The organism is Streptomyces sp. NPDC091292 (assembly GCF_044757265.1).
In the GTDB taxonomy this organism is placed as follows: Bacteria; Actinomycetota; Actinomycetes; order Streptomycetales; family Streptomycetaceae; genus Streptomyces.
In genome coordinates this window covers 57289-78529 of the sequence record NZ_JBIVUQ010000030.1, presented here as the reverse complement: position 1 = coordinate 78529, position 21241 = coordinate 57289, and the positions used below count along the sequence as shown (strand labels likewise).

At 69.7% G+C, this 21241-nt stretch carries 17 protein-coding genes; 5 read left to right on the top strand and 12 right to left on the bottom strand.

Going from position 1 to position 21241, the window contains the following annotated elements; all coding sequences use genetic code 11:
* Positions 1-22: 22 nt before the first annotated feature.
* From glgB to ACIQNU_RS40535, 4 genes are all read right to left on the bottom strand, one after another.
* Positions 23-2362, bottom strand: a complete 2340-nt coding sequence (gene glgB / locus ACIQNU_RS40550; protein WP_401376729.1) for a 1,4-alpha-glucan branching enzyme — start codon at positions 2360-2362, stop codon at positions 23-25.
* Positions 2363-2522: 160 nt separating this feature from the next.
* Entirely contained in the window at positions 2523-3935 is a 1413-nt protein-coding gene (locus ACIQNU_RS40545; RefSeq protein WP_401376726.1) for a maltokinase, read from the bottom strand.
* Positions 3936-4165: 230 nt separating this feature from the next.
* Complete coding sequence (gene treS / locus ACIQNU_RS40540; RefSeq protein ID WP_401376723.1) at positions 4166-5935, bottom strand: maltose alpha-D-glucosyltransferase; 1770 nt, start codon at positions 5933-5935, stop codon at positions 4166-4168.
* Positions 5932-7950, bottom strand: a complete 2019-nt coding sequence (locus ACIQNU_RS40535) for an alpha-1,4-glucan--maltose-1-phosphate maltosyltransferase (protein WP_401376720.1) — start codon at positions 7948-7950, stop codon at positions 5932-5934. The genes treS and ACIQNU_RS40535 overlap by 4 nt, the downstream gene beginning before the upstream one ends.
* 483 nt (positions 7951-8433) lie before the next feature.
* On the opposite strand from ACIQNU_RS40535, the gene glgP reads away from it, so the two are divergent.
* Positions 8434-11049 carry an alpha-glucan family phosphorylase gene (gene glgP / locus ACIQNU_RS40530; RefSeq protein ID WP_401376717.1) on the top strand — a complete coding sequence of 872 codons (2616 nt, stop codon included), beginning with the start codon at positions 8434-8436 and terminating at the stop codon, positions 11047-11049.
* Between the two features lie 117 nt (positions 11050-11166).
* Here the strand turns inward: glgP and ACIQNU_RS40525 are convergent, their stop codons facing one another.
* The 6 genes from ACIQNU_RS40525 to ACIQNU_RS40500 form a co-directional block, all read right to left on the bottom strand.
* Positions 11167-12753: a M4 family metallopeptidase gene (locus ACIQNU_RS40525; protein ID WP_401376715.1), complete on the bottom strand. Its 1587-nt coding sequence runs from the start codon at positions 12751-12753 to the stop codon at positions 11167-11169.
* A gap of 310 nt (positions 12754-13063) precedes the next feature.
* The gene (locus ACIQNU_RS40520; RefSeq protein ID WP_401376752.1) at positions 13064-15127 is read right to left on the bottom strand and encodes a M4 family metallopeptidase; all 2064 of its coding nucleotides are present in this window, start codon (positions 15125-15127) and stop codon (positions 13064-13066) included.
* A gap of 631 nt (positions 15128-15758) precedes the next feature.
* Positions 15759-16271, bottom strand: coding sequence for a hypothetical protein (locus ACIQNU_RS40515; RefSeq protein ID WP_401376712.1), 513 nt, complete (start codon positions 16269-16271; stop codon positions 15759-15761).
* Positions 16246-16680: a DUF6302 family protein gene (locus ACIQNU_RS40510; protein ID WP_401376710.1), complete on the bottom strand. Its 435-nt coding sequence runs from the start codon at positions 16678-16680 to the stop codon at positions 16246-16248. The genes ACIQNU_RS40515 and ACIQNU_RS40510 overlap by 26 nt, the downstream gene beginning before the upstream one ends.
* Positions 16677-17051, bottom strand: coding sequence for a DUF6415 family natural product biosynthesis protein (locus ACIQNU_RS40505; protein ID WP_401376707.1), 375 nt, complete (start codon positions 17049-17051; stop codon positions 16677-16679). The genes ACIQNU_RS40510 and ACIQNU_RS40505 overlap by 4 nt, the downstream gene beginning before the upstream one ends.
* Positions 17048-17551: an ATP-binding protein gene (locus ACIQNU_RS40500; RefSeq protein WP_401376705.1), complete on the bottom strand. Its 504-nt coding sequence runs from the start codon at positions 17549-17551 to the stop codon at positions 17048-17050. Before ACIQNU_RS40500 ends, ACIQNU_RS40505 begins: the two co-directional genes overlap by 4 nt.
* A 369-nt stretch (positions 17552-17920) precedes the next feature.
* Here ACIQNU_RS40500 and ACIQNU_RS40495 point away from each other — a divergent pair, with 369 nt between their 5' ends.
* Genes ACIQNU_RS40495 through ACIQNU_RS40480 form a run of 4 tightly spaced genes read left to right on the top strand, consistent with a single transcriptional unit; the run spans position 17921 to position 19511 of the window.
* Positions 17921-18712, top strand: coding sequence for a DUF5753 domain-containing protein (locus ACIQNU_RS40495; protein WP_401376703.1), 792 nt, complete (start codon positions 17921-17923; stop codon positions 18710-18712).
* 4 nt (positions 18713-18716) lie between these two features.
* Entirely contained in the window at positions 18717-18956 is a 240-nt protein-coding gene (locus ACIQNU_RS40490; RefSeq protein WP_401376700.1) for a DUF397 domain-containing protein, read from the top strand.
* 49 nt (positions 18957-19005) lie between these two features.
* The gene (locus ACIQNU_RS40485) at positions 19006-19239 is read left to right on the top strand and encodes a DUF397 domain-containing protein (protein ID WP_401376697.1); all 234 of its coding nucleotides are present in this window, start codon (positions 19006-19008) and stop codon (positions 19237-19239) included.
* 35 nt (positions 19240-19274) lie between these two features.
* On the top strand, positions 19275-19511 hold the full coding sequence (locus ACIQNU_RS40480) for a DUF397 domain-containing protein (RefSeq protein ID WP_401376695.1): 237 nt from the start codon (positions 19275-19277) through the stop codon (positions 19509-19511).
* An 80-nt stretch (positions 19512-19591) separates the two neighbouring features.
* Here ACIQNU_RS40480 and ACIQNU_RS40475 read toward each other — a convergent pair whose 3' ends face one another.
* Entirely contained in the window at positions 19592-20170 is a 579-nt protein-coding gene (locus tag ACIQNU_RS40475; protein ID WP_401376693.1) for a TetR/AcrR family transcriptional regulator, read from the bottom strand.
* Positions 20171-20237: 67 nt separating this feature from the next.
* Positions 20238-21128 (bottom strand): SDR family NAD(P)-dependent oxidoreductase, encoded by an 891-nt coding sequence (locus ACIQNU_RS40470; RefSeq protein WP_401376690.1) that lies wholly within the window; start codon positions 21126-21128, stop codon positions 20238-20240.
* Positions 21129-21241 lie beyond the last annotated feature (113 nt).

The following is a 21241-nucleotide window of genomic DNA, read 5'->3' as shown; positions in this document are numbered from 1 at the left end:
GGAGCCCCGTGACGGTGGGGGATCAGGCGGGACGGAACCAGACGGTCGCCAGCGGAGGCAGGGTGACCCGCAACCCGGCGGCATCCGGTTTCACGGGAGCGGGGTGGGCAACCCCGCTCCCCCCGTACCGCTCGGCGTCCGTGTTCAGGACCTCCTGCCAGGCGGTCACCTCCTCCGGCACCGTGAGCGGATACTCGTACCGCACCACCGGTGAGAAGTTGGACACGGCGAGGAGGGGCTGTCCCTCGGCGTCGAGGCGCAGGAAGGCGAAGACGTTGTCCTCGGCGGCGTCACCGACGACCCAGGAGAAGCCCGCCGGGTCCGTGTCCCGCTGCCACAGGGCGGGTTCGGCGCGGTAGACGGCGTTGAGGTCCCGTACGAGATCGCGGACGCCCCGGTGGTCGGGCTCGGCCGAGTACGACGGGTCGAGCAGCCACCAGTCAGGGCCGTGCGCCTCCGACCATTCGGCGCCCTGCGCGAACTCCTGCCCCATGAAGAGGAGTTGCTTGCCGGGGTGGGCCCACATGAAGCCGAGGTAGGCGCGGTGGTTGGCGCGCTGCTGCCACCAGTCGCCCGGCATCTTCGATACGAGGGCCTGCTTGCCGTGCACCACTTCGTCGTGCGAGATCGGCAGGACGTAGTTCTCGCTGTACGCGTACACCATCGAGAACGTCATCTCGTGGTGGTGGTACTTGCGGTGCACCGGCTCGTGGGCGACATAGCCCAGCGAGTCGTGCATCCAGCCCATGTTCCACTTCAGGCCGAAGCCGAGTCCGCCGAAGCCGCCGGCGCCGACGAGATGGGTGGGGCGGGTGACGCCGTCCCAGGCGGTGGACTCCTCGGCGATGGTGACGACACCGGGCACCCGGCGGTAGACGGTGGCGTTCATTTCCTGGAGGAAGGCCACCGCGTCCAGGTTCTCGCGGCCACCGTGCTCGTTCGGCGTCCACTGGCCGTGCTCGCGCGAGTAGTCGAGGTACAGCATCGAGGCCACCGCGTCGACCCGCAGGCCGTCGATGTGGAACTCCTCGCACCAGTACACGGCGTTGGCGACCAGGAAGTTACGGACCTCCTTGCGGCCGTAGTCGAATTCGAGGGTGCCCCAGTCCGGGTGCGCGGCCCGCGACGGGTCCTCGTGCTCGTACAGCGGGCGTCCGTCGAACTCGGCGAGGGCCCAGTCGTCGCGCGGGAAGTGCGCGGGCACCCAGTCCATCAGGACGCCGATACCGGCCCGGTGCAGCGCGTCGATCAGATACTTGAAGTCGTCCGGGCTGCCCATCCGCGAGGTCGGCGCGTAGAACCCGGTGACCTGGTAGCCCCAGGACCCGCCGAAGGGGTGCTCGGCGACGGGCATCAGCTCGACATGCGTGAACCCGAGGTCGTTGACGTACGAGGGCAACTGATCGGCGAGCTGGCGGTACGTCAACCCGGGCCGCCAGGAGGCGAGATGGACCTCGTACACGGAGAAGGGTGACGCGTGGACCGGCTGCTGTCCGCGCCGCGCGACCCACTCCTGGTCGCGCCACTCGTGCCGCGAGGTGTGGACGACCGAGGCGTTCGCCGGGGGTACTTCGGTGTGCCGGGCCATCGGGTCGGAGCGCTGCGTGAGGGAGCCGTCGGGCCGGGCGATCTCGAACTTGTACAGCTCGCCCTCGCCGATGTCGGGCACGAACAGCTCCCACACACCCGTGGCGCCCAGCGAGCGCATGGGGTGGGCGGCGCCGTCCCAGTAGTTGAAGGCGCCGATGACACGGACCCCGCGCGCGTTCGGCGCCCACACCGTGAACCGGGTGCCCGTCACACCCTGATGGGTCATGGGCCGCGCCCCGAGCGCGTGCCACAACTGCTCGTGGCGCCCCTCACCGATCAGATGCAGATCGAACTCGCCGAGCGCGGGCAGCAGCCGGTACGGGTCCGCCGTCTTGATCTCGGCGTCCTGGTACGAGATGACCAGCCGGTAGTCAGGGGCCTGGGTTCCGGGTACGAGTGCGGAGAAGAACCCGTCCCCGTTGTCGTCGAGAGAGACCCGCTCGCCCCCGATCAGCAGGCTCACCCCGAGCGCGTACGGCCGCAGCACCCGTACCGCGAACCCGCCCTCGACGGGGTGCGCCCCGAGCACGCCGTGCGGGTCGTGGTGCATTCCGGCCAGCAGCCGCCACCGGTCGTCGGGCCCGGGTGCCACGGATGGCGCCGCCGGCACGGGCACCGCTTCGTCCCCCCGCCCGACCTGCCCCGGCACCTCAGCCACCCCCTTGGCGGCCTTCGCCTTCGGAACCTTCTTGGGACCGGCCTTGGGACTGCCCTTGCCCACACCTTTGGCGGACTTCTTGGGCGTACTCTCGGACGACGAACGAGGGGTCACGGGGGATGCCTCAATCTCTCTGGTCTCTGGGGACTTTTGGGATGGTGGGCAAGCGATCAATCTCTTGGGCCCGACGGGCGGGCGACGACGGATGGGCAATCAATCTCTTGGGTGGGTGGGTGGGAAACAAAGGGGCGCCAAAGGGAACGGCACCTCAAAGTCAAGGGCGACCAACCCCCGCCAAACGAGCGGACGCGGCCAGCGGCACCGCCAACCAATCCGGCCGGTGACGCGCCTCGTACAGCACCTCGTACACCGCCTTGTCCGTCTCGTACGCCCGCAGCAGCACCGGCTCGTCACGGGGATCCGTCCCCGACACCTCCGCGTACCCCGAGCAGTACGCGGCCCGGCAGTCCGCCGCCCACTCGGGCGCCCACGGCCGGTGCGAGCGGGCCGCGTAGTCGAAGGAGCGGAGTATCCCCGCGATGTCACGGACCGTCGGCTGCGGCAGTCGGCGCTCGGCGAGCGGGCGTGCGGGCTCGCCCTCGAAGTCGATCAGCGACCACTCCCCGTCCGGGGACCGCAGGCACTGCCCCAGATGGAGATCGCCGTGGATGCGCTGCGCCGTCCAGGGCCGCCCGCCGGCGCCCAGCGCGGCGAGCGCGTCGAAGGCGGTCCGCAGCCCCGGCGCGTACGGCCGCAGCGCGGGTACCGCACGTGCCGTCGCGTCGAGACGTTCCGCCATGTCGCGGGCGAGCAGGGTGATCCGGGCGCGGCCGAGCGTGACGCGGGGCAGTGCGAGGGCGAGCGCGCCGTGCACCTCGGCGGTCGCCCGGCCCAGCTCCCGCGCCTGGGGGGTGAAGTCGGCGCCCCGGCCCAGCTCGCGCAGCGCCAGCTCCCAGCCGTCGGCGGCGCCCTTCAGGAACGGCTGGAGCACGCCGAGGACCAGCGCCGAGTCCCCGCTCCACCCGGTCCCCGCGCCGTCGCCGGCGTCCGCCACGAACCAGGCCGTCGGCGGCGGTACCCGCCCGCATCCGGCGCGGGCCAGCGCAAGGGGGAGTTCCAGATCCGGATTGGTGCCCGGCACGATCCGCCGGAACAGCTTGAGAATGAACGTATCGCCGTAGATGAGTGACGAGTTGGACTGCTCGCTGCCCAGCACCCGCGCCACCAGTCCGGCACCGATCTCCGTGTCCTGCGCCCGGTCGAAGCGGAGGTCGCCGATCCGGGCCCGGGAGCGCAGCGCCTCCAGGAGCAGATCGGCGAGGCGCGGGTCGTGCAGCCCCTCGTACACGGTGAACCCGTGCAGCGGGCCCGACGCGGGGCGGCCGATCAGGGCGGGGGCGAGGTACGGGGGGAGGGTCGGCCGGACCCCGAGGAGGAGCTGGTAGCAGTCGCCGGGCGCGCCGTCCTGGTCGACGCGGACCAGGAGGTGCAGCAGCCCTGGTCCTGAGGTCGCCGACAGGGGCAGCAGCTCCGTCGCCGACACCGTCGTGAAGCCGCTCACCGGCCGGCCCTTGCCCGCGAACCAGCGCTGGCGGGGCAGCCACGCGCGCAGCAGCGGGTCGAGCGAGGCGAGCAGCTCGGGGCGCGCGACGGGCGCCTTGCCCGAACGGGTGACGGCTTCCGACATGGCGTCGCGTCCTTTCCCCGGGTACACCGCAGGAGAATGCGCGTCCGTGTCCCGGAAATGCGGAGGGGGCCCGCCCATGCTTTCCGCTGGGGGGACGACTGTGCTGCTGTGCGGGACGTGTCGGGTGAGGATGGTCCGTCTGGCGGGGGCGCCGACGTACCAACCAAGCTACGCGGGGGTCGCGCCGCCGTCACGGGCCGCGGGACCCCCACCTGTCCACAGGTCCTGGTCTACATGTCCTGGAGCCTGTCCGACTGCACCGGCGGAGCCACCGGCTGCGGCGGTGTGCCGTCCTTGCGGAGCCGGAACCAGTAGAAGCCGTGGCCCGCCAGGGTCAGCAGATACGGCCATTCACCGATCGCCGGGAACCGCACCCCGCCGATCAGCTCGACCGGATGGCGGCCGTTGAACCGCTGCAGCTCCAGCTCCGTGGGCTGTGCGAAGCGCGAGAAGTTGTGCACGCACAGCACGAGGTCGTCCTCGCCGTCCCCGTTCGACGGCGCCTCCCGCAGAAACGCGAGGACCGCCGGGTTCGACGACTGGAGTTCCGTGTACGAGCCGAGGCCGAACGCCGGGTTCTGCTTACGGATCTCGATCATCCGGCGGGTCCAGTGCAGCAGCGACGACGGCGACGACATCGACGCCTCGACGTTGGCGACCTGGTACCCGTAGACCGGGTCCATGATCGTCGGGAGGTAGAGCCGGCCGGGGTCGCAGGACGAGAAGCCCGCGTTGCGGTCGGGTGTCCACTGCATCGGGGTGCGGACCGCGTCACGGTCGCCGAGCCAGATGTTGTCGCCCATGCCGATCTCGTCGCCGTAGTACAGGATCGGCGAGCCGGGCAGCGACAGGAGCAGGGCGGTGAACAGCTCGATCTGGTTGCGGTCGTTGTCGAGGAGCGGGGCGAGCCGCCTGCGGATGCCGATGTTGGCCCGCATCCGCGGATCCTTGGCGTACTCCGCGTACATGTAGTCGCGTTCCTCGTCGGTGACCATTTCGAGGGTCAGCTCGTCGTGGTTGCGCAGGAAGATGCCCCACTGGCAGCCGGACGGGATGGCCGGGGTCTTGGCGAGGATTTCCGACACCGGGTAGCGGGATTCGCGGCGTACGGCCATGAAGATCCGTGGCATCACCGGGAAGTGGAACGCCATATGGCATTCGTCGCCGCCCTGGGAGAAGTCGCCGAAGTAGTCGACGACGTCCTCGGGCCACTGGTTGGCCTCGGCGAGCAGCACGGTGTCCGGGTAGTGCGCGTCGATCTCCTTGCGCACCCGGCGCAGCATCTCGTGCGTCGCCGGCAGGTTCTCGCAGTTGGTGCCCTCTTCGGTGTAGAGGTACGGCACCGCGTCGAGCCGGAAGCCGTCGATGCCGAGGTCCAGCCAGAACCGCAGGGCGCCGATGATCTCCTCCTGCACCGCCGGGTTCTCGAAGTTGAGATCGGGCTGGTGCGAGAAGAAGCGGTGCCAGTAGTACTGCTGGCGGACCGGGTCGAAGGTCCAGTTCGACGCCTCGGTGTCGACGAAGATGATCCGCGCGTCCGGGTACTGCTTGTCGTCGTCGGCCCAGAGGTAGTAGTCGCCGTAGGGGCCGTCCGGGTTGGCGCGGGACTCCTGGAACCACGGGTGCTGGTCGCTGGTGTGGTTCATCACGAAGTCGATGATCACGCGCATACCGCGCTGGTGCGCGGCGTCCACGAACTCCACGAAGTCGGCGAGGTCGCCGAACTCGGGCAGCACGGCCGTGTAGTCGGAGACGTCGTAACCGCCGTCGCGCAGCGGCGACTTGAAGAACGGCGGCAGCCAGAGGCAGTCCACGCCGAGCCACTGGAGGTAGTCCAGTTTGGCGGTGAGACCTTTCAGGTCGCCGACGCCGTCGCCGTTGCTGTCCTGGAAGGAGCGGACCAGCACCTCGTAGAAGACGGCGCGTTTGAACCACTCCGGGTCCCGGTCCTTGGCCGGGGTGTCCTCGAACTTGTCCGGGACCGGTTCGTTGACGATCATCGTGTGGGTGACCCTCCGATCGGTGAGGACGGTCGCAGGAGCGTGAAGACGTGCGCGGGTGCCGTGCCCGGCTCCAGGCGCACGTAATTGCTCCTGCCCCAGTGGTAGGTCTCGCCGGTCAGCTCGTCGCGGACCGGGACGGACTCGTGCCAGCCGAGTCCGAGGTGCGGCATGTCCAACGAGACCGTGGCCTCCTGGGTGTGGTGCGGGTCGAGGTTCACGACGACCAGAACGGTGTTCGGGCCGCTGGTTCCCTCGGCGGTCTTGGAGTACGCGATCACCGCCTCCTTGTCCGTGGGATGGAAGTGCAGGTTCCGTAGCTGTTGGAGGGCGGGGCTGCGTCGTCTGATCCGGTTGAGCGAGGTGATCAGGGGCGCGATGCTGCGGCCCGCGCGCTCGGCGGCCTCCCAGTCGCGGGGGCGCAGCTCGTACTTCTCGGAGTGCAGATATTCCTCGCTGCCGTCCCGCTGGGGGACGTTTTCGCAGAGTTCGAACCCGCTGTAGACGCCCCAGGCCGGGGAGAGCGTCGCCGCGAGTACCGCGCGCGCCTCGAACGCGGGGCGTCCGCCCTGCTGAAGGTACGCGTGCAGGATGTCCGGCGTGTTGACGAACAGATTCGGCCGCATGAAACCGGCCGTGTCCTGGGACAGCTCGGTCAGGTAGTCGGTCAGCTCCGGCTTCGACGTACGCCAGGTGAAGTAGGTGTACGACTGCTGGAAGCCGATCGCCGCGAGGGTCCGCATCATCGCGGGGCGGGTGAACGCCTCCGCCAGGAAGATCACGTCGGGGTCGGTGCCGTTGATGTCGGCGATGACCTTCTCCCAGAACACCACGGGTTTGGTGTGCGGGTTGTCGACACGGAAGATCCGCACCCCGTGGCCCATCCAGAACCGCAGCACCCGGACGGTCTCCTTGACCAGGCCCTTCATGTCCTTGTCGAAGGAGATCGGGTAGATGTCCTGGTACTTCTTCGGCGGGTTCTCCGCGTACGCGATGGTGCCGTCGGGGCGGTGGTGGAACCAGTCCGGGTGCTTCTCCACCCAGGGGTGGTCGGGTGAGCACTGGAGGGCGAAGTCGAGGGCGATCTCCAGGCGGAGGTCGGCGGCCCGCTCCACGAAGGCGTCGAAGTCGGCGAGCGTCCCGAGGTCCGGGTGGATCGCGTCGTGCCCGCCCTCCGCGGAGCCGATCGCCCAGGGCACGCCCACGTCGTGCGGCCCGGCCGTCAGTGTGTTGTCCGGGCCCTTGCGGAAGGTGCTGCCGATCGGATGGACCGGCGGCAGATACACCACGTCGAAGCCCATCGCGGCGATCGCCGGGAGCCGGTCGGCCGCGGTGGCGAAGGTGCCGCTGACCGGCGGCTCGCCCTCGGTGACCTTGGCGCCCTCGGAGCGCGGGAAGAACTCGTACCAGGAACCGAACAGCGCGCGCCTGCGCTCCACGAGGAGGTGCGCGGGCTCGGCCGCGGTGACCAGTTCGCGCAGCGGATAGCGGGACAGTACGGCGTCCACGTCGGGGGTGAGGGCGGCGGCGAGGCGGGCCGCGCCCGTGCGCTCCTTGTCGCGCAGGATGTCCGCCACGCCGAGCACGGTCTCGCGGCGGCCCTTCGCCTTGGGGACCCCGGCGGCGGCCCGCTCGTGCAGCTGCGCGCCCTCCTCCAGGACCATCTCGGTGTCGATACCGGCCGGGATCTTGATGCCCGCGTGGTGGCGCCACGTGGTGATCGGGTCGCTCCACGCCTCGACCGTGAAGGTCCAGCGGCCCTCCGTGGTGGGCTTGACGGTCGTGCCCCAGCGGTCGGTGCCGGGGGCCAGCTCCCGCATCGGGAACCACCCCCGGGACCTGCCGTCCGGGTCGCGCAGCACGACATTGGCGGCCACCGCTCCATGGCCTTCACGGAAGACGGTGGCGGTGACCTGGAAGGATTCGTCCACCACCGCCTTGGCGGGGCGGCGCCCGCAGTCGACTCGGGGCTGGACGTCCAGCACGGGAATGCGGCCAATGGACGGCGGGTTCACGGCATCACCTGGGCGTTCTGCGGGGGCGGGCGGCTCGGCGTTCTGAGGCTTTTGCCCTCTTTTTATATGCGGGAGGGGTGACTCGCGGGTGCGGGCATGACTGCTCCCCTCCGCGTCACTCGTTCGGGGGTACGCAGAGCACTCGCCCGGGTCGGTTTCGTATACGAGATGGAGTGAGAGGTCCTGCGGGGGTGTGCGGTGGCGTACGCGTACCGGAGGAGCCTTCCCATGGCGATCGGGTGACCAATCCGGACTTGTGTTAACTCCTCGCGCGCCCGGCCCGACCCTCGCAGCCTCTCGCGCGGCACGAACCCCCACAAGTGGGCCAGGGGGAAGTTTGGCGTCTTTTGGGTCGGCGAAGGGGAGCGATCGGGGGCCGAGGGGGGCGCCCGGTCCGGGAAAGGGGTGAGCCTTTGCGCTGTTTTGGCCGCGTACCGCCGCCAGCTACCGTCGGACCCCGCCGACCCCTGCGAAGGTGGAAACGTGAAGGCCATCCGTCGCATCACCGTCCGTCCCGTACTCCCCGAGCCCCTGCTCGCGCTGAGCGAGCTGGCCCGCAACCTCCGCTGGTCCTGGCACGAAGGGACCCGTGACCTCTTCCGGTCCGTGGACCCGGCCCGCTGGGCCGCCGACGGCGACCCCGTCCGGCTGCTCGGCGGCGTCGCCCCCGAACGGCTCACGGAACTCGCCGCCGACCCGGATTTCCTGCACCGCCTCACCGAGACCGCCGACGACCTCAAGGACTACGTCCAGGGCGACCGCTGGTATCAGGACCAGCCGGGCGACCTGCCCGCCGCCGTCGCCTACTTCTCCCCCGAATTCGGCGTCACCGCCGCGCTGCCCCAGTACTCCGGCGGCCTCGGCATCCTCGCCGGCGACCACCTCAAGGCCGCCAGCGACCTCGGCGTCCCGCTCATCGGCGTCGGCCTGCTCTACCGCCACGGCTACTTCCGCCAGTCGCTCTCGCGCGACGGCTGGCAGCAGGAGACCTATCCGCTGCTCGACCCCGACGAACTGCCCCTCTCACTGCTCCGCGCTGCCGACGGCAGCCCCGCGCACATCGCCATCGCGCTGCCCGGCGGGCGGAGTCTGCACGCCCGGATCTGGATCGCCCAGGTCGGCCGCGTACCCCTGCTGATGCTCGATTCGGACATAGAGGAGAACGGCTCCAAGGAGCGCAATGTCACCGACCGGCTCTACGGCGGCGGCAGCGAGCACCGGCTGCTCCAGGAGATGCTGCTCGGCATCGGCGGCGTCCGCGCCGTGCGCGCCTACTGCGAGCTGACCGGGCACCCCGCGCCCGAGGTCTTCCACACCAACGAGGGCCACGCCGGCTTCCTCGGCCTCGAACGCATCCATGAGCACGTCGCCCGCGGTCTCGCCTTCGATCCGGCCCTCGAATCCGTCCGGGCCGGCACCGTCTTCACCACCCACACGCCCGTCCCGGCCGGCATCGACCGCTTCGACCGCGAACTCGTCGCCCGGCACTTCGGCGCCGACGCCGAACTCCCCGGCATCGACGTCGAACGCGTCCTCCAGCTCGGCATGGAGACCTACCCCGGCGGCGAACCCAACCTCTTCAACATGGCCGTCATGGGCCTGCGCCTGGGCCAGCGCGCCAACGGGGTCTCGCTGCTGCACGGCCGCGTCAGCCGCGAGATGTTCTCCGGCCTCTGGCCAGGCTTCGACGCCGACGAGGTGCCCATCACCTCCGTCACCAACGGCGTCCACGCCCCCACCTGGGTCGCCCCCGAGGTACTGCGGCTCGGCGCCCGCACCTTCGGCGCACCGCGCACCGAGGACGCGCTCACCGGCTCCGACGCGGGCCGCTGGGACGCCATCGCCGAGATCCCCGACACCGAGGTCTGGGCGCTGCGGCGGCTGCTGCGCGAGCAGTTGGTCGGCGAGGTGCGCAAGCGGTTGTACGCGTCATGGCGCCAGCGCGGCGCCGGGGCCGCCGAACTCGGCTGGATCGACGGGGTGCTCGACCCCGACGTCCTCACCATCGGCTTCGCCCGCCGCGTGCCCTCGTACAAGCGGCTGACGCTCATGCTGCGCGACCGGGACCGGCTGATGGAGCTGATGCTGCACCCCGAGCGGCCCGTGCAGATCGTCGTCGCGGGCAAGGCGCACCCCGCCGACGACGGCGGCAAGCGGCTCGTGCAGGAGCTGGTGCGCTTCACCGACGACCCCCGGGTACGCCACCGGATCGTGTTCCTGCCCGACTACGGCATGGGCATGGCGCAGAAGCTCTACCCGGGCTGCGACGTCTGGCTCAACAACCCGCTGCGCCCCCTGGAGGCGTGCGGGACCTCCGGGATGAAGGCCGCACTCAACGGCTGCCTCAACCTGTCGGTCCTGGACGGCTGGTGGGACGAGTGGTACGCGCCCGACTTCGGCTGGGCGATCCCCACGGCCGACGGCGAGGCCACCGACGTCGACCGCCGGGACGACCTGGAGGCGCGGGCGCTCTACGACCTGCTCGAACAGCGCGTCGCGCCCCGGTTCTACGAGCAGGGCCCGGCCGGTCTGCCGGACCGCTGGATCACGATGGTCCGCCAGACCCTCACCCTGCTCGGCCCGAAGGTCCTGGCCGGGCGGATGGTCCGCGAGTACGTGGAGCGGCTGTATCTGCCGGCCGCCCGCGCCCACCGCGCGCTGACCGATGGCGCCGCGCTCGAACTCGCCACCTGGAAGACCCGGGTGCGCTCCGGCTGGAGCCGCGTCGCCGTCGACCACGTGGAGGCATCGGCGGCGCCCGCGACCCCGGAGGTCGGTACGGTGCTCGCGCTGCGGGTCCGGGTGCGGCTCGGCGACCTCGTCCCCGAGGACGTCGAGGTGCAGGCCGTCGCGGGCCGGGTCGACCCCGAGGACCGGATCACGGACGGCTCGCACGTCCCGCTGAAGCCGGTCGGCGGACCCGATCTGGAGGGCCGCTGGACGTACGAGGGCCCGCTCACCCTCGACCGCACCGGACCCTACGGCTATACGGTCCGCATCCTCCCCGAGCACCCGCTGCTGGCGTCGAGCGCCGAACTCGGCCTGGTCGCGGTGCCGTCGGAGTCGGTCGGCGAGAACGCGGGGGTTCTGCTCCGCTGAGCCCGGCCGGGCATGGCTTGGCTTGGCATGGAGCGGGCGGCACCCGGGGATCGTAGGAGAGACCCCGGGTGCCGCCCGGTCAAAGGGGTGGCGGGACAGCCGTCGGATCAGTTCACGTCACTTCACGTTGACCCCGGCCCAGGCGCGGTCCACGGCCTGGTACTCCGCCGAACCGTCGCCGTACAGGTCCTTGGCCGCGCTCAGCGTGGCGGTGCGGGCCTGCGCGTACTTCGTCGTCGACGTCATGTACGTGGTGAGCGCCTTGAACCAGATCTGCTCGGCCTTGTCGCGGCCGATGCCGGTGACCGGCTGGCCGTCGGCGGTCGGCGAGTCGTACGAGACGCCGTTGACGGTCTTGGCGCCGCTGCCCTCGGACAGCAGATAGAAGAAGTGGTTGGCGATGCCGGACGAGTAGTGGACGTCCACGCCGCCCGCCGACGAACTCCAGTTGTCCAGCGAGGCGCCGTCCTTGCTGGGCTTGTCCATGTAGCGCAGCGGAGTGCCGTCGCCGTTGATGTCGATCTTCTCGCCGATGAGGTAGTCGCCGACGTCCTCCGGGTTGGCGGCGTTGAACTCGACGGCCGCCGCGAAGATGTCCGAGGTCGCCTCGTTGAGGCCGCCGGACTCACCGCTGTAGACGAGTTTCGCGGTGGCGGCCGTGACGCCGTGCGTCATCTCGTGCGCGGCCACGTCGATGGACGTGAGCGGCTTCGCGTTGCCGCTGCCGTCGCCGTACGTCATGCAGAAGCAGCTGTCGCTCCAGAACGCGTTGACGTAGTTGTTGCCGTAGTGCACCCGGGAGTACGCGCCGACGCCGTCGCCCCGGATACCGCTGCGGCCGTGCACGTTCTTGTAGTAGTCCCACGTGAGCTGGGCACCGTAGGCGGCGTCCACGGCTGCGGTCGCCGGGTCGCTGGTGGTGCCGTTGCCCCAGGTGTCGTCCGCGTCCGTGAAGAGGGTGCCCTGGCCGGAGGTGCCGTGGTTCAGGTTGTACGTGCTGTGGTTGCCGCGCGCGGCGTCCGTCAGCGCGAACGAGGAACCGGAGCCGGTGGAGCCGACCGTGACGCTGCCGCTGTACTGGCTCTCGCCCGCGCCGTTGCGGATGTCGTCCCACTGGAACAGCTTCTTGCCGGTGGCCGCGTCCGTGACGACGTGCAGCTCGCTGGGCGTGCCGTCCTTCTTCGTGCTCTTGACGACCTTCTCGTAGGCGAGCACCGGCGTGCCCGTCGCCGCCCACACGACCTTGCGGGCGCCCTTCGGCGCGCTCTCGGCGGCGAGCGTTCCGGCGCCCGTGTCGACGGCGATGTCCGCCTTCACGGCCTTGGTGACGCCCTTGGCCGCACCGGACTTGGCGGTGTGCACGACCAAGTCGCCGCCGAGGACGGGGAGTCCGGCGTACGTGCGCTCGTAGCGGGTGTGGGTGGTGCCGTCGCGGTCCTTGACGACGTCCTTGACGACGAGCTTTTCCTTGGCGCCGAGGCCGATGCGGTCGGCGGTTCGGGCGGTGGTGTCCTCGGCGGTCTTCAGCAGCGCGGCGCGTGCGGCGCCGGACAGCTTCATCGGGGCGGCGGCGGGGGTCGCGTCGGCCTTCTGTGCCGTCTGTGCGGAGGCGCCGGAGGTGAGGCCGCCGGCGAGAAGGGCTCCGGCCGCGACGGCGGTCGCCAGAGCCAGGGTCCGATTGCTGCGGGATATGTGGGGGGTCACGCAGACTCCTTGTGAAGATGTGTACTTGTGGGGGGACGCCCGGTGCGGCGTGGGGGCCGCGTGGGGCGGTGGTGCTGGGGTGTTGGTGTGCTGGGGTGCGGTGGTGCTCATGAGGTGCGGGGTGAAGCGTGCCAGTTGTATGGCGCATGTGTCATGAGCCTGACGGCATGTTGGCCGGAAAACGTCCGTTGGGCGTGGCGCGATGTCCGCAGGGCGAACGAACGGCGGCGCCGCCCCGGGGAGTTGATCCCGGGACGGCGCCGTCTCTGAGGAGAGTCTGCCGACCAGCCCTACCGGAAGGCGACCCGGCTTACGGGAAGGTGACCTTCCAGCTGTTGATCTGCCCGACGTCCTGGGCCGCCACGTCCTGCACCTTCAGCTTCCAGACGCCGTTCGCGACCTCCGCAGCCGCGTTGACCGTGTAGGTCTCCCGGACGTCGTCCGCCGAGTCCGAGCTGCTGGAGTTCTTCAGCCGGTACGAGGTCCCGCTCGGGCCGACCAGGTCGACGACCAGGTCACCGCGCCAGGTGTGCGTGATGTCCACGGACACCGACAGGTTGCTCGGCGCGTTGCCCGCACGGCCGGTGACGGTCACCGACGAGGTGACGGCCGCACCGGCGTCCGGGATGGCGACCGGAGTGGTGTTCTCGAACGACGTACCCGTGCCCGGGTCGCCGCCGCCCGGCCGCGCGCCGACCGCGATACCGGCCCACGCGTCCGTCACGGACTTGTACTCGGCGCTCGTCGTGCCGTACAGCTCGGCGGCCACCGCGAGGGTGCCGGTGCGGGCGCTCGCGTAGTTGGTGGTCGAGGTGAACTTCGTGGTCAGCGCCTTGTACCAGATCAGCGCGGCCTTGTCCCGGCCGATCCCGGTGACGGGCAGGCCGTCCGAGGTCGACGAGTTGTACGAGACGCCGTTGATGGTCTTGGCGCCGCTGCCCTCGGACAGCAGGTAGAACCAGTGGTTCGCCGGGCCCGACGAGTAGTGCACGTCGACCGAGCCGATGCCGGAGTACCACGAGTCCTTGGACGCGCCGTCCTTGCTCGGCTTGTCCATGTAGCGCAGCGGGGTCCCGTTGCCGTTGATGTCGATCTTCTCGCCGATGAGGTAGTCGCCCGGGTCCGACGCGTTGTTCGCGTAGAACTCGACGGCCGCCGCGAAGATGTCCGACGTCGCCTCGTTGAGGCCGCCGGACTCACCGCTGTAGACGAGCTTCGCGGTGGCCGCGGTGACGCCGTGCGTCATCTCGTGGGCCGCCACGTCGAGCGAGGTGAGCGGCTTGGCGTTGCCGCTGCCGTCGCCGTACGTCATGCAGAAGCAGCTGTCGCTCCAGAACGCGTTGACGTAGTTGTTGCCGTAGTGCACGCGGGAGTACGCGCCGACGCCGTCGCCGCGGATGCCGCTGCGGCCGTAGACGTTCTTGTAGTAGTCCCACGTCTCGGCCGCGCCGTAGGCGGCGTCGGCGCCCGCGGTGGCCGCGTTCGACGTGGTGCCGTTGCCCCAGGTGTCGTTGGTCTGAGAGAACAGCGTGCCGGTGCCGGACGTACCCCGGTTGAGGTTGTACGTCTTGTGGCCGCCGCGGCCCCCGTCGGTGAGGGTGTAGTTGGAGCCCGACAGGGTGGTGCCGAGGGTGACGGTGCCGCTGTACTGGGTGTTGCCGGTGCCGTTCTGGACGCCCTGCCACTCGAAGAGCTTCGCGCCGGTGGCGGCGTCCGTGACGACGTGCAGCTCGTTCGGGGTGCCGTCCTCCTGGAGCCCGCCCACGACGGTCTCGTACGCGAGGGTCGGGGTGCCCGACGCCATCCACACGACCTTGCGCGGCGCGCTGTCCGCCTCGGTCTTCTTCGACCCCGCGTCGGCCGCCGCGCTCAGCGCCTGCTTCTCGGCGGTGGCCGCCTTCACGGTCGCCGTGGTGGTGACGCCCTTCAGCGAGGCGCGGGACGCCTTCGTGACGGTCTGCGTCGCACCGGACTTGGCCGCGTCCACGACGAGGTCGCCGCCGAGGACCGGGAGGCCCGCGTAGGTGCGCTCGTAGCGGGTGTGCGTGGTGCCGTCGCGGTCCTGGGTGACATCACGGACGACGAGCTTCTCCTGCGCGCCGAGGCCGAGGTCCTTGGCGGTCTCCGCCTTGGACGCGTCGGCCGCGCGTATCAGCTCGGCGCGCTGGGACGGCGAGAGGTTCTTCGGCAGGGCGCCGGGGTCGGCCTTCCGCGCGGTCGCCGCGGCCGGGTTCGCGTCCGCTGTGGCCGCTCCCGTCTGCACGGCGACGGCAAGCAGGGCCGCCACGGCGACCAGGGCGCCACCGGCCGCGCGCCGACGGGCGCGGGAGCGGGAGGCGCCCGGGGTCTGAGTGTGGGGGGAGTGGGGGGTCATGTCGTGGGAGGTGGGTCTCAACACTGACTCCTTCTGCGTGGTCGCGGGTCTGCGACCAGGGAGACCGGCCGGCTGGGTGGCCGTCCGGGGGCAGAACTGGGGCGGAACCATGTGCGGGTGCCGTGCGGATGTCGTGCGGTGTACTGCCGTTCGCGCCGGTGGCGCGGTGTGGGGGTGGTACTTCGCGGTACCTGGTGGTGCTTTGTGGGGGTGCTTCGTGGGGGGTGGTGCCGGCCGCCGTACGGCCGTACGGCGGACGTGTGTCCGGGCTGTGCGCTGGCCGAGGGGAAGAGTGGCAGCCCGATCATGTCCTTGTCAGGAGCGCATCAGGAGGTTGGCTCGAAACGGTCCGTTGCACGGTTGGTCATGTTCGGTAAACGGATATGTTGCCCTGTCATATCCCGGCTGTGCGATGGGTGTTCGCAACTGTGAGGCGCACGGCGGCAGGGGGCCCCACGGCAGGCTCACCACCGGTACGGGCGCCTGAACATCCGGGAATCGCGACGGGGCGCCGGGGGAGGGCGGAACGGGGAGGAGTGGCTGAGGCCACGGTGCCCGGCGGTGCGCCAGGGGCTTGCGGGTGGGGGAGAGTTCAGGCCCTGGGTGGCTGAAAGTGCATCCTTGACCGCGCCTACAACACGGTCTCGTTCCACAGGCAGACCCCGGTGTGGACGAAGGTCCGGTACGGCGTGGACGAGTTGGGGGCCGTCCAGACGTGGGGGGCGAAGGTGCCGGCCTGGGACTCCCTCTCGGTGATGGGGTTGCGGCAGGAGAAGCAGGTCGGGGTTTCCTTGTCGGCCGCCTTGCGGGCCCGTAGGTGCGCGGCCTGCCGGGTGGTGGCCTCCGCGCACAGCCGGTCCCCGACCCGGGCGGCGCCCTCGCACGGTGTGCAGGACGTCCAGTGGGCGTGGAGATTCCTGAACGTGCGCACGACCGCGACCCGGAGCGGGTAGCAGCGCCCGCAGGAGTGGGGCCGCCAGCCCATGCCCTCGCCGAGGTCGACCCCCGCGCCGGGGGCGAGCGCGGCGGCGCACCACACGCACGCGGCGCCCGCGTTCTGCTCGGCGGTGAGTCGTCGCATGTGCGGGATCTCGAAGAACTGAAGATCGGCCAGATCGTCATCGGCTGCGTCGGCTGCGCTCATCGGCGGGGCACCCTTCCTCTGTCGGTGCGGCTTCGGCGTATCCGAAGAAGCGGTTCCGTTCCGGGTGGCCGGACGGCAGGTCGGGAGCGTGGGCTCCCCATTCGACGAGCCACGTGTCCACGTTCGCGGGGCGGGTCAGGCGGATGCGGGGTACGGGGAAACCGGGGTGGCCGAGCAGGACGGTTCGGATGGCGAGCGCCAGCGTCACCGACCGCCCCACGTCCATGCGCCCGCCGCGCCTGCGTCCGCCGACGGGCACCGCGAGCAGCGGGACCCGGTAGATACGGACGGCGATGCTTTCGCGTAGCAGGTCGAGATCGTGGAGGCGGGAGGCGACGAACTCGTAGTCGTACGCTTCGTGCGCCGGGCGTACGTCGATGGTCAGCGGGGGAGGGGCTTCGCCGCTCACGGCAGCTCCTCCAGCAGTTCATCGAGCAGGCCGCCTACGGTCACGGCGAGGCGCCGGACGTACCCGAGCGCCTGGGTGGGCTCAAAGGGGAGAGGCTTGTCCAAGAGGTTCCGGGCAGCCGCCGCCGTGACTGCGCTGACGCCGCTGTTCGGCTGCCGCGCCACGACCAGGAGTCGGTGAAACACCGTGTGGAGGCGTGGAGTCAGTTCCGCGAGGTCGGCGGCGGTGAGGTCTGCGTAGGGGCCGAGTACGGCCTCAAGGTCCTCGAATACGTCGGCGACCACGGGTACTTCGGGCGACGCCAGTAGGAAGCGTTCCCGCATGGTGGCCAGGATCAGGGCCGTGATCCTGGGGTCGGCGGTCGTGGTCATGGGTTCGGCTCCGCCTGAGCGGGCTTCGTGAGGATGCACCACGTCGTCGTGCCATCCGCGCTGACTCCCCAGGACGTGGCGAGCGCGTCCACGAGGAACATGCCCCGGCCGTTCTCCTCGCCGGGACCGGCGGTGCGGACGCGGGGCAACTGGGGTGAGCCGTCGTGCACTTCGAGTACGAGGAATTCCTCGCCGATGACGAGCCGGAAGACGACCTCGGGACCGGTTCCGTGGCGAATTCCGTTGGTGACGAGTTCGCTGATCAGTAACTCAGCGTCGTCAACGAGGTCCGAGAGGCCCCATGAGGTCAGCTTGCCGACCCCGATTCGACGGAGGTGTCCGACCCGGATGGCGGTCGAACTCGGCACGCCGGGAGTACCTGTTACATACCCGCGTTCGATGGATACGGAGAGGTCTTCAAGGATGGTCGGCACGGGGTCCGACGGGCCTTCGGCGCCCAATATTGCGACGATCTCCGGGCCCAGTGTGGTGACACCCATGCCTCGTTCCTCCGCAGCTCAGATGGGTAGCGCAGCAGAGAATCCCGCCCAACTCGTAGATCGGATTCACCACTTCACCGCCCGCGATCACGCCGACTCAACTACCGTGACGGGTAGGCCGGTGCACCTGCAACCGCATCTGTGTCGAAAATTCGGCGCCGACCAAATTGGACTATGCACAGACCTGCACAGGGGGCTGCGGGGCCTGAACAAGCGGGGTAACTCTCCGCACACGGCACCTCAAGATCGGCACAGGAACACGAGGAGGGCGCACAAGTGGCAGCGAAGCGAGGGGCGACCGGTAGGCGCCTCGAACTCGGTCTCCGGTTACGGGGCATCCGAGAGAGCATCTTGGTCAACGGCAAACCGATGACCCGCAAGCAGGCCATACAGGGCACCAAACTCTCGGAGGCCGCACTCCAGCGCATCGAGACGGGAAGTCTCAACTTCCGTAACGTGGGCGACCTGAAGAAGCTCTTGGCCAAGTACGGGGTGGACGACGAGGAGGTCATCGAGGCATTCCTCGACCTGAACCGTGATGCAATCAACCAGGACTGGGTGACCCAGTACCGAAGCCAGGTGCATCCCGCGATGCAGGGCTTCGTTGGTCTAGAGGCCGAGGCTGAGGAGATCCGGGCCTATCACCCGCAGGTCATCCACGGGCTAATCCAGACCAAGGGATACGCACAGGCGATCTTCGAGGACGAAAGACCGCTCCAAGAAACCACCAGCGAGTTCATCCAGTACAACGTGGCGCTGCGCTTGGAACGCAAGGAGCGAGTTCTGAGGCGCGAACCCAAGCCGGTCAAACTCTGGGTCATCCAGGGCGAGGCGGGCCTTCGGAGCACCTACGGTGGCGCTGACGTCATGCGCGAGCAGTACGAGGAAATCACGAGGCTGTCCAAGCTCAGCCACGTCAAAATCCAGGTGCTGCCTCTCAACAGCCCGGGGTATCGCGCGACCAACGACCTGGCCATCCTCGATCTTGGTGCTGGCCTCCCCCCGATGGTGTCGGTGGACAACCCGTGGGGGGCGGTGTCAACGTCGGACAAGCCCGGGGAGGTCGCACGGTTCACCCGCAGGTTCGACTACATGATCGCCTCGGCCCTTCCACCCGAGGACACACCGCAGTTCATGAAACGACTGGCAGGAGAGTTGTAGAGCCATGAGCACTCACATCCCAGCCTCTGAGCTGGCCCCTGAAAACGCCTGGTTCAAGTCGTCGTACAGCAGCGCATCAGGCAACAGTTGCGTCGAGGTTGCCAGCCGACTCCGCACGCACGATGACGTCCTCGTCCGAGACTCAAAAGAAGAGAGCGGCCCGGCCCTGCGTATCAGCCGGGCAGGGTGGGACGGACTCCTGGGCTTCGTCCGCACGGCCGAAGGCGACTTCGGCGTGATCTGAACCGTGCCACGGCGCGTCGTGCGACGGCGTACAGGAAAGGTATGAATGCATGAGCACGCATATCCCCGCCTTAGAGCTGGCACCCGAAGGCGCCTGGTACAAGTCGTCGTACAGCAGCGGCATAGGCGGCAGTTGCGTCGAGGTTGCCAGCCGACTCCGGACGCACGACGACATCCTCGTCCGGGACTCGAAGGACAAGAGCGGTCCCGCCCTGCGCATCAGTCGGGCCGGGTGGGACGGACTCTTGGCTTTCGTGTGCACGGCCGAAGGTGACTCGGCCTGATCTGAACCGTGCCCGACTCCGAAGGTAGGGAGGCCATGAACAGCCACGTCCCAGCCTCTGAGCTGGCACCCGAAGACGCCTGGCACAGGTCGTCGTACAGCAACGCCGGAGGCAACTGCGTCGAGATCGCCGACGCCACCGCCACCCACGGAGTGATCGGTGTTCGTGACTCCAAGAACCCGAATGGTCCCGCGCTGCGGTTCCGCCCGGCCGGATGGGTCTCGTTCGTCGGCCTTGTCCGTACTGGCGAGGTCCGCTCCACTACGGCCTGACATCGATGGCCCTCTTCTCGCGATGAGAGGAGGGCCATCGGCAGGTACGGATCACCCCGGCTGGTGCGCGGGCGGCGTTCTCACGCGTGCTCTGGCGTGGCGTGCAGTCCTTCGAGGAGTGTGGCCAGGTAGCGGTGCGCGGTGTCGATCCGGTCGGCGGGTGTGCCGCCGTGGACGTGAACGGCATAGGCGATGCCGCACATGAGCGGGACGAGGTCGGCGGAGGTCAGGTCAGGTCGGACCGCTCCGGCATCGCGAGCCCGGCCGAGGAGTGCGGTGCCGACCGACCGAAGCGCCTCTTTGAGCTGTGTGGTGCGGGGCAGGGCGTCGGTGGCTGCGGCGGCGACCGGGGACAGGGACGCGTCAGCGACCTGCGCTTCGACGGTGCGGAACAGGAAACATTCGAGCGCGCGCCAGGGGTCGGCGCCGGTCAGAGCCTGCCGGCCGTGGTCCACCAGGGCTTCCAGGCAGGGAGTGGCGACGGTCTCCAGTAGCGCCTCGGGGGTGGCGAAGTGCCGGTAGACGGTACCGACTCCGACTCCGGCGCGGCCGGCGACGTCGTTCAGTTGCAGGGGTGTGCCCTGGTCGATCAGGGCACGGGCGACCGCGACGATCCGGTCCCAGTTGCGGGCCGCGTCCTTGCGCAGGGGAGTCGTCATGGGGGACATGCTAACCGGATTCCCCATCCGGATGATGCCGCCGACAGCACCCGCACCGCCTGGCAGGTCAGGAGGCCGTGAGAGGTGCGTACCGTTCACTGAGCCGGCGCACGTCCTGGGCGATGCGGGGGTCGGTCGCCGCGCGCAGTGGCGTCACCGGGTGCGCCTGGGCCCCGATGACGATGCCGGTCCGGCCCGCGAGGGCTTCGTCAGTGGCGGCGACGATCGAGGGCCGGGCAGCCACGGACGCCGGACCCGAGGTGGAGCGTTCGAACTTGCGACGCACCAGTGGCCACAGCAGCCGCAGGGCTGGTGACACGACCTTCGGGTCGGTCAGCGTGCCGTTGGTCATGTCGGTCGCGGCGCCTCCGGGGTCGGCGGCGAAGACGGAGACGGCCGTGCCCTTCAGTCGATTCGCCAGGTCGAGCGTGTAGGCGAGGTTGGCGAGCTTGGCGCGGCCATACCAGTGAAAGCCGTAGTAGCCGCCCGGCGGCTCGACGGCGTCGAAGGCTCTCTTCGCGAGCCCGACCGCGCCCGAGGTCACGTTCACGATCCTGCTCGGCACCCCGCCTGCCAGCGTGGGCAGCAGCAGTTCTGTCAGCAAGTACGGCGAGAGGTGGTTGACGACGAACGACGCCTCGATGCCGTCCAGGGTCTGTCGCTGCGGGAACATCGCCCCGACGTTGTTGACCAGCACGGTCAGCGGGTCGCCGGAGGCGGCGTGCTCAGCGGCGATCCGGTCGGCGAGCGCGCGCACCTGGTCGAGCGAGCCGAGGTCGGCGGGCAGGAACCGCCCGGGACGCGCCGGGTTCGTCGCGTTGATTCGGTCGACCGCCCGCGCACCCCGGTCGGCGTTGCGTCCGACCACGGTGACCGAGAACCCGGCGTCGGCCAGCCCTAGGGCCGTCTCCAGTCCGATGCCGGCCGTCCCCGCCGTGACCACAGCAGTCTTCGTCATGCGTCCCTCCAGCCAGTCAAACGGATAGTTCATCCGCTGCTCGGACGGTAGCACATAATCGGATGGACAATCCGTTTTGAGGTGTCGGGTGTCGGGTGTCGGGCAGGCAATGC

What these genes read in the sequence shown, in the direction of transcription:
- ACIQNU_RS40545 (WP_401376726.1), bottom strand. Translation starts at nt 3,935, where the DNA reads ATGTCGGAAGCCGTCACCCGTTCGGGCAAGGCGCCCGTCGCGCGCCCC.
- treS (WP_401376723.1), bottom strand. Translation starts at nt 5,935, where the DNA reads ATGATCGTCAACGAACCGGTCCCGGACAAGTTCGAGGACACCCCGGCC.
- ACIQNU_RS40520 (WP_401376752.1), bottom strand. Translation starts at nt 15,127, where the DNA reads ATGACCCCCCACTCCCCCCACACTCAGACCCCGGGCGCCTCCCGCTCC.
- ACIQNU_RS40515 (WP_401376712.1), bottom strand. Translation starts at nt 16,271, where the DNA reads ATGAGCGCAGCCGACGCAGCCGATGACGATCTGGCCGATCTTCAGTTC.
- ACIQNU_RS40505 (WP_401376707.1), bottom strand. Translation starts at nt 17,051, where the DNA reads ATGACCACGACCGCCGACCCCAGGATCACGGCCCTGATCCTGGCCACC.
- ACIQNU_RS40500 (WP_401376705.1), bottom strand. Translation starts at nt 17,551, where the DNA reads ATGGGTGTCACCACACTGGGCCCGGAGATCGTCGCAATATTGGGCGCC.
- ACIQNU_RS40495 (WP_401376703.1), top strand. Translation starts at nt 17,921, where the DNA reads ATGACCCGCAAGCAGGCCATACAGGGCACCAAACTCTCGGAGGCCGCA.
- ACIQNU_RS40490 (WP_401376700.1), top strand. Translation starts at nt 18,717, where the DNA reads ATGAGCACTCACATCCCAGCCTCTGAGCTGGCCCCTGAAAACGCCTGG.
- ACIQNU_RS40485 (WP_401376697.1), top strand. Translation starts at nt 19,006, where the DNA reads ATGAGCACGCATATCCCCGCCTTAGAGCTGGCACCCGAAGGCGCCTGG.
- ACIQNU_RS40480 (WP_401376695.1), top strand. Translation starts at nt 19,275, where the DNA reads ATGAACAGCCACGTCCCAGCCTCTGAGCTGGCACCCGAAGACGCCTGG.
- ACIQNU_RS40475 (WP_401376693.1), bottom strand. Translation starts at nt 20,170, where the DNA reads ATGACGACTCCCCTGCGCAAGGACGCGGCCCGCAACTGGGACCGGATC.
- ACIQNU_RS40470 (WP_401376690.1), bottom strand. Translation starts at nt 21,128, where the DNA reads ATGACGAAGACTGCTGTGGTCACGGCGGGGACGGCCGGCATCGGACTG.